Raw genomic sequence first — 7,970 nt, 5'->3', positions numbered from 1 at the left:
GCTACATTTTCAATGGTAATCGCCAGATTCCCCTCACCTAACAACTCCTGCATGGTGGCGTCATCAGCAATTTCCCCCTCCCAGTTCGCCAGACCTCGTAAAGTATGGTCACTGGTACATTCAACCATAAGCAGCGAAACTGGACCATCAGAACGGCATTGCAACACCAGTCGACCCGACATTTTGACGGTTTCAGCCAGTAATGCCGCAGCAGAGAGCATTTGCCCCAGCAAGGAAGCCACTGCCGGTGGGTATTCGCGCTGAACTTTAACGATCTGCCAGGTTTGCTTGAGTTGCACCCATTCCCCACGAATAGCGGCATTATCAAAAATAAAACGTTGTAAATGATCTGCCTGAATGGCGTCGTCTTGCATGATGATTCCTCATACTGCATCTAGCGGGTGGTTATGTGGCAAATAAAAATACCGGGGATTAACCGGCATTTTAACGTATCTGATAACAAGTGGGGCTTATGGTGAAGAAGATCAAGCCATAAATGCTTAAAGCAGGAATCTGCTTTAAGCATCTGCATTCAGCGTTTTTTAGCAGCTAGAAATTCTCTTAGTGTCACTGGCAGATGGGCCTGAATGCTCTCACTGATTTGTTGTTCATGTTTCTGCCACAAAACACCCAGATAAATCAGCCCAAGACCGATAGCGGTCAGTGCAATAGGAAACAGCAGACTGTCCTTGAAAACCACATTGGCAAGATGCCCAAGGTAAAAGGCCGAGCCCAGTGCACCGAATACCACAAATACCCGCTGTGATATCACTACACCAATACCAATCATCAACAGATTAATACTGAAATAGATGAATTTAGCCAACTCACTATCAGAGTATTGTGAGGTCATACCGCCCCAGAACGCTATCACACCAAACAGATATAACCAGAAAGCATAATCACCTGATTTGTAACCCCGCATATCTACCCAGAACGCAAACAGTGTCATCGCCAGACCAAAGTACATCGACACCAAAGCACGCAGTTCAAAGTTGGCATAGCCACCAACCATCATGGCGGCAATATCCATCGACAGATACCATAGTGTCACGGCAATTGGCATCAGTAAAAATGGATAACGGTAGCGATAAAAAATCATTGCGCCCACAATCAATGTACCCAATTCCATATATAACCAATGCCACTGGATATAACGATGGTAATCACGATAAACACTCTCATCCGGCCACCAGCCCATCCCCTGCTGTAAGCCATAAAAAGCCAGAGGTGTCAGTGCCACCACAAAGGTCGCACAAATCCCGGCAGGAATGGCATAACCTTTTGTTTGAAAACGATTAGCCAGTTTGAGTCCCACACCGGCATACGCCAGACTGATAAAGAATATCCCCCAGCCACCAAAGCTTTCCCAGCCCAGGGTCATAAACAGGGTCATCGCCCCAATGGCAATCAAGCCGCCCATATAATAAAGCACATGGGTAAAGTCAAAACTGGGACCAGACGATGGTTGGGATTTAAAAAATTCGAATAGCTTTTCTGCCTGATCCTGGGAGATAAGCTGTTGTTTAACAGCTGAATCAAGCTGTTTTTTAGTGATATTCATCAGCGCTGTCCTTCGCGATGGTTAGAGTGTTTTTTTTCGAGGAATTAGATTGTGATTCGATCGTGGGGTTTTGGCAAGTGTGATGAAAACAGGGGTGGATTGTTGGGTTACATGCTTCAACCCAACCTACCATGAACAAATGTTTTTAGAGCCGAAAATTAGGCTTTAAGTTTAAGCAGTCAGGGGAAGATATGATGAAAAAGCCCATTACTCGTACAACTCAGAGTAATGGGCTGATTTCAGATTAAGCGCGTTGCAATAGCATTGCGTTCAGTTTTTTCACGAAGCTGGCCGGATCTTCCAGTTGTCCGCCTTCGGCCAATAAGGCCTGGTCAAACAGGATTGAAGTCCAGTCACCGAATTGTTCGTCGTTCTGTTCATCTTTCAGTTTGGCGACCATTGGATGTTCCGGATTGAGTTCCAGAATCGGTTTGCTGGCAGAGACCTGTTGGCCAGCCGCTTTCAGCATACGTTCCAGATTACCGCTCATATCGTAATGATCGGCTACCAGACAGGCGGGTGAATCGGTCAGACGATGAGTGATACGTACATCTTTGACTTTATCATCCAGTGTTTTCTTGACCCGCTCAACCAGATCTTCGAAGTTTTTCTCAACTTCTTCGTGGGCTTTTTTCTCTTCCTCGTCTTCCAGCTCACCCAGATCCAGATCGCCTTTAGCAACCGATTGCAGGTGTTTGCCATCAAAGTCGGTCAAAGAATTGACCAGCCATTCATCGACACGATCCGTCAGCAACAGGACTTCAATACCTTTCTTACGGAACACTTCCAGATGCGGGCTGTTTTTCGCCGCCGCATAGCTTTCGGCAGTGATGTAATAGATTTTGTCCTGCTTGTCTTTCATCCGGCTGACATAGTCTTCCAGGGAAACAGTTTGCTCGTCATTGCCGGATTCGGTGCTGGCAAAACGCAGTAATTTCGCCAACGTTTCTTTGTTGGCAAAGTCTTCGCCCGGACCTTCTTTGATCACCTGACCGAATTCTTTCCAGAATTCAGCATATTGTTCCGGTTCGTTATTCGCCATTTTGTTCAGTTCAGAGAGAATTTTCTTCACTGAAGCGGCACGAATAGTGTCGATGACTTTGCTGCTTTGCAGAATTTCACGCGATACGTTTAATGGCAGATCGTTGGTATCAATCACTCCGCGAATAAAACGCAGATAGCGAGGCATCAGCTGTTCGCTGTCTTCCATGATGAAGACACGTTTTACATACAGCTTGATGCCGTGCATGCGGTCACGATCCCACAGATCAAAAGGTGCTTTGGATGGGATATACAGTAGTGAAGTGTATTCGGTATTACCTTCGACTTTATTATGGCTCCAGCTCATTGGATCCTGGAAGTCGTGGGCGATTTGTTTGTAGAACTCTTTGTACTGCTCTTCAGTAATGTCGTTTTTAGACAACGTCCATAATGCCGTGGCTTTATTGACGGTTTCATCTTCGATAATGCTTTCATCGATGTTGCCTTCTTCATCAGGCACAGGCTCTTTCAACATAACGATTGGCAGATTGATGTGATCGGAATATTTACGAATCACGTTACGCAGACGCCAGCCATTAAGAAACTCGTCTTCACCTTCACGCAGGTGCAGCGTCACTTCCGTTCCACGTGTCGGCTTTTCAATGGTTTCAATATTAAACTCACCTTCTCCGGCTGACTCCCACATCACACCATGTTCTTTGGTGGTGCCGGCACAGCGGGCTTTCAGTGTCACCTTATCAGCAACAATAAATGCGGAATAAAAACCCACACCAAACTGGCCAATCAACTGTGAATCTTTGGCTTGATCACCGGTTAACTGTCCGAAAAATGCTTTGGTACCGCTACGGGCAATGGTACCGATATTGTCGATAACTTCCTGACGGGTCATGCCAATACCATTATCACTGATGGTGATGGTACGGGCTTCTTTATCAAAAGCGACGCGAATATTCAGATCGCCATCTTCTTCATATAAAGCATCATCGGACAAGGCTTCAAAACGCAACTTGTCCGCGGCATCGGCCGCATTGGAAATCAGCTCACGCAGAAAGATCTCTTTGTTGCTGTAAAGCGAATGAATCATCAGGTTGAGAAGTTGTTTAACTTCTGTCTGGAAACCCATTGTTTCCTTATGTGCATCAACGCCCATTTCTGTGTTGCCTCCATCTGGCTGTTTTAACGATAGCTCACAGATGGGGTTAGCAGGATTGGATATCAAGAGTACGACATAGCAAAAATCGTAAAAATTTGAGAATTCAGGCATTTAAACGCATTTAAGCTTCGATTTAACGTTAATGTGTTAGCCTGTTTTCGGCCATGATGCCCACCCAATTCCAGAAAAAAATGAAAAGGATAGACACCATGCGTAAACTCACTTTGAGCTTGTTATTGGCTTTCGGCTTCACAGCCCATGCCAATGAAAGCAAAGTCGATATCGAAGAACAATCGGTTCTGGGCCATGAGGAAATCGTTACATTATTTCCTGGCGAAATCCAGACCAAAGCACGGATTGATACGGGAGCTGCAACAAACTCAATGTATGCCGTTAATACCCGGGTTTTCGAAGAAAACGGGGAGGAACGGATCCGTTTCACATTTATAGATCACGAAGATAATGAACATATCCTGACACGCCCAATCGTGGATAAAGTGACTATCAAACAGGCCAGCGGCAAACAAACCCGTTATGTTGTAGAGATGGGCTTATGTGTAGGTAATCATTATGAAGAAAGCCGCTTTACGCTGGCTGACCGCAGTCGTATGACGTTCCCGATTCTGGTCGGACGCAACTTCCTGGAAAATTCCTTATTAGTGAGTTCATCGGAAAAAATGGTTGCATCCCCGGAATGTGAAGTGAAACTGGCAAAAAAAGATCCGGAAGAACTTCCCGAGGTACAACCTTGATTCTCTGATCGCTATTACATAAGCCACATTACATAACGTCGGTTCATCGTTGAACCGGCGTTTTTTTGGTTACGATTCAATGGACTTAATATAGGTCATATTTTCTACCCAAAAGAGATGTTACTGTATTGCTTTAAGCTTTTTTCAGAGATGGAATGTCCAAACAATCACTTAGAATCCTGACTTATAACCTGCACAAAGGCTTTAATACCGGCAATCGGCAGTTCATCCTGCATGAAATGCGGGAAGCCCTGCGAAAAGCGGATGCCGATATTATGCTGTTGCAGGAAATTCAGGGTGAACACATAGGTCATCAGCAGAAACATCAGCATTGGCCGGATTGTCCTCACTGTGACTTTATTGCTGAAGATATGTGGCCGCATTTTGCCTATGCCAAAAATGCGGTGTATAGCGTGGGGCATCATGGCAATGCCATTCTCAGTAAATATGCCCTGCAAAGCTGGGAAAATATCAATGTTTCTCCGTATTCCTGGGCCAGCCGTAGTTTGTTGCACGGCGTCATTCATATTCCCGATACCCAAAATGAACTTCATATCGTCTGTCTGCATCTTGGTCTGACTGGAACCGAACGTAAACGCCAGCTGCAAACGCTGTGTGAACGTATTGATGAGCATGTTCCCCATAATGCGCCACTGATTGTTGCCGGTGATTTTAATGACTGGAATGGTCAGGCGGAAAAACACTTCACTCAACGCCTTGATTTGAAAGAAGCCTTTCGGACTCTGCACAAAAGACATGCCCGTACATGGCCGTCATGGATGCCGATTTTTAAAATGGATCGTATTTATTATCGTGGCCTTGAGCCCACTTTTTGCGAATGCCCTCCCCACTCCTCCTGGAAAATGTTATCAGACCATGCGCCGCTCATTGCAGCGTTTGAGTTTTAAAAACAAGCCCTATCAAATTTCCTCTATTGAATATTTTTTCGGAGATATCTGGTTAGATCGTTACAATAGGCTTCTTGCCTAAGGTCTAATTTCAAGGAGTGCTTGTGCCTGACATAGTTGTCATGTTTTTCTTGTTAGGTTTAGTCGGTGGTCTGGTTAAATCCGATCTGGCTATTCCCAAAGCGGCTTACGATGTTTTAAGTCTGCTTTTAATGCTGACCATTGGTCTCAAGGGTGGTATGGCCTTACATGGCAATATGGGCTGGGGCCTGCTACCAGAACTGCTATCAGTTGCCTTGTTAGGTTTTTTGATACCGCTGATTTTATTTCCCCTGCTGTGGAAAGTGGTGCGTTTGAACCTGGCAGACAGTGCCAGTTTTGCTGCACATTATGGTTCGGTCAGTGCCGGTACCTTTGCTGTTGCACTCGCTTATGCCGAGAGCAATCAAATGATTATCGGTGGTCAGGTCACCCTTTATCTGGTGTTACTGGAATTACCCGCTATTGTTATCGGTTTAATGCTGTACAGGCATTTTAGTGGTGTTAAACAAGCCTCATCCGGTGGCATGCTGAGCATATTGCACGAGTCTTTAACCAATAGAGGCGTGATTTTGCTGGTTGGGGGCGTGATAATCGGCTGGATGTACGGTCCGAGGCAAGGGGCTGGGGTGACCGATCTATACACCGGTGCATTTATGGGCGTACTGGCCCTGTTCCTCCTGGAAATGGGAATTGTCGCCGCAGAAGCGTTGAGCAAATTATCCCGCGATAAAATTCCGGTGGTGATTTTTGCCATCGTCGCTCCGACCATTCTGGCCCTGGCAGGATTGTTCACCGGTAAATTGCTTGGCCTGCCTAATGGCTCTGTATTAATTCTGGCAAGTTTGACAGCCAGTGCTTCCTATATTGCCGCGCCAGTGGCTGTTCGCTCGGCCATTCCACAAGCGGATATTGGATTAGCCATGCTGGCAGCACTGGGGCTGACTTTCCCTTTTAATGTCATCATCGGTATTCCGCTGTATCACAGCCTGATTGGTTAAATATCCTTCCATACCCGGCACGATGGCCTGTTGATCTCTCAGAACCGCTTCGGCGTTTGTGGCGATGAAAGATCAACAGGCCATCGTCAATCTGCGCATCTCTCAACATTTTCATGCGGTTCGACAATTGCATGTGTCTTTAAACAATCTTCAGAGCAGGAGAATCCGGAGAGCAGGTTTAGCCTGTGAAGGCCGATAGAATGCGGTTTTAGTCATGCATCGCACTCCGGAACGCTATCTTTATCCAAGTCAATCACAGCCTTATTTTGGTGCGTGTTGATTCATTAAGAAACAAAACGGACATTCAGAGAAAGAGAAGGAGCACAACATGCAATCTCTGACACTGCTAAAACCCATTCAATCAATATTGTGGAGCGTCGCTCTGCTGCTACTTGGTAATGGGTTGATCAGTACTCTGCTCACTCTGCGCGGGACCAGTGAAGGCTTTACCAGTGCCGTGATGGGCATGATCATGTCGGCCTATTTCGTCGGATTTATCTGTGGTACCTGGGTCAGCGGTCGTTTAATTCGCCGGATGGGACATATTCGCACCTTTGCTTTCTGCGCCTCAGTCTGTGCCACCACCACTCTGTTACATATTATCGTTATTGATCAATGGGCCTGGATGGGCTTTCGCTTTTTTTATGGTCTGGCATACATCACACTGATGACGGTGATTGAAAGCTGGCTTAACAGTCAGGCCGCCAGCCATGAACGTGGCCGAATCTTTGCGTTTTATATGGTGGTCAACCTGGGCGCACTTGCCGTTGCACAACAGATGCTGCATCTTGATTCGCCAGAAGGATTTTTATTATTCGCTCTGGTATCCATTCTGGTGAGCTGGGCGATTCTGCCATTAACATTAACGCGACGTAATCAACCGAATATTGCCACTGAAAGACCTAAAAGCAGTCTTAAAACGTTATTGAAAATTGCGCCTCTGGCAGTTGCCGGCGCATTTTTGTCAGGATTGGCCATGGGGGCTTTCTGGGCAATGACACCCATTTATGCCACTCAACTGGGTTATGGCATCAGCGGCATTGCGACGATTATGAGCTTGACGATTATCGGTGGGGCTGTTTTACAAATCCCCATTGGACGTTATTCCGATAAACATGACCGACCTAAAGTGATGACCTGGGTGGTGATCATGGCAGCGATACTGGCGCTATTAATGACTATCGCTCCTTCACAACGCTTCCTGTTCGGCATCTTTTTTCTCTGGGGCGGTTTGTCGTTTTCCATTTATCCGTTGGCAGTTGCTCAGTTAATTGATCAGCTGCATCCCGATGAAATTGTCTCCGGCTCATCTGATATGTTGGTTTTGCATGGTGCAGGCTGTGCATTTGCGCCGATTATTGCTGGTTGGTTAATGACCGTAGTTGGCGCTCATGGTCTACCGGTTTATATTGGAATCGTGTTATTGATGCTTGCTGGTTATACGACTTACCGTCGACGCCATGTCATCGACCTGGTCAGCGGTAAGAGCGCCCATTTTGAACCCATGGTGCAAACCAGTGCCCAGGCGTTGAACATGATGTTTGATCAACA

7 protein-coding genes are annotated in these 7,970 nt (G+C 46.2%); 4 read left to right on the top strand and 3 right to left on the bottom strand.

All coding sequences use genetic code 11. The features are described from left to right. The 3 genes from B3O33_RS09465 to htpG all read right to left on the bottom strand — a co-directional run. Positions 1–374 (bottom strand): Hsp33 family molecular chaperone HslO (locus B3O33_RS09465; protein WP_292363495.1); only part of this gene is annotated, 374 nt, incomplete at its 3' end. 158 nt (positions 375–532) lie between these two features. Next, complete coding sequence (locus B3O33_RS09460; protein WP_292362452.1) at positions 533–1,564, bottom strand: DUF2157 domain-containing protein; 1,032 nt, start codon at positions 1,562–1,564, stop codon at positions 533–535. A gap of 244 nt (positions 1,565–1,808) precedes the next feature. Continuing rightward, on the bottom strand, positions 1,809–3,716 hold the full coding sequence (gene htpG / locus B3O33_RS09455) for a molecular chaperone HtpG (protein WP_292363506.1): 1,908 nt from the start codon (positions 3,714–3,716) through the stop codon (positions 1,809–1,811). A gap of 212 nt (positions 3,717–3,928) precedes the next feature. Between htpG and B3O33_RS09450 the strand changes: the two genes are divergently transcribed. The 4 genes from B3O33_RS09450 to B3O33_RS09435 all read left to right on the top strand — a co-directional run. Next, a complete protein-coding gene (locus B3O33_RS09450) occupies positions 3,929–4,471 on the top strand; it encodes an ATP-dependent zinc protease (RefSeq protein WP_292362450.1) in 543 nt (180 codons plus the stop codon). Between the two features lie 155 nt (positions 4,472–4,626). After that, a complete protein-coding gene (locus tag B3O33_RS09445) occupies positions 4,627–5,379 on the top strand; it encodes an endonuclease/exonuclease/phosphatase family protein (protein WP_292362449.1) in 753 nt (250 codons plus the stop codon). A gap of 104 nt (positions 5,380–5,483) precedes the next feature. Further along, entirely contained in the window at positions 5,484–6,419 is a 936-nt protein-coding gene (locus tag B3O33_RS09440) for a sodium-dependent bicarbonate transport family permease (RefSeq protein ID WP_292362448.1), read from the top strand. Positions 6,420–6,747: 328 nt separating this feature from the next. After that, positions 6,748–7,970: MFS transporter (locus tag B3O33_RS09435; protein WP_292363494.1), on the top strand; the 1,223-nt coding region annotated here is incomplete at its 3' end.

This window comes from Methylophaga sp. UBA1464 (assembly GCF_002325665.1).
In the GTDB taxonomy this organism is placed as follows: domain Bacteria; phylum Pseudomonadota; class Gammaproteobacteria; order Nitrosococcales; family Methylophagaceae; genus Methylophaga.
This window is presented reverse-complemented; position numbering and strand designations above follow the sequence as displayed.

Coding starts and splice junctions, on each gene's coding strand:
- B3O33_RS09460 (WP_292362452.1), bottom strand. CDS start 1,564: ATGAATATCACTAAAAAACAGCTTGATTCAGCTGTTAAACAACAGCTT.
- B3O33_RS09445 (WP_292362449.1), top strand. CDS start 4,627: ATGTCCAAACAATCACTTAGAATCCTGACTTATAACCTGCACAAAGGC.
- B3O33_RS09450 (WP_292362450.1), top strand. CDS start 3,929: ATGCGTAAACTCACTTTGAGCTTGTTATTGGCTTTCGGCTTCACAGCC.
- htpG (WP_292363506.1), bottom strand. CDS start 3,716: ATGGGCGTTGATGCACATAAGGAAACAATGGGTTTCCAGACAGAAGTT.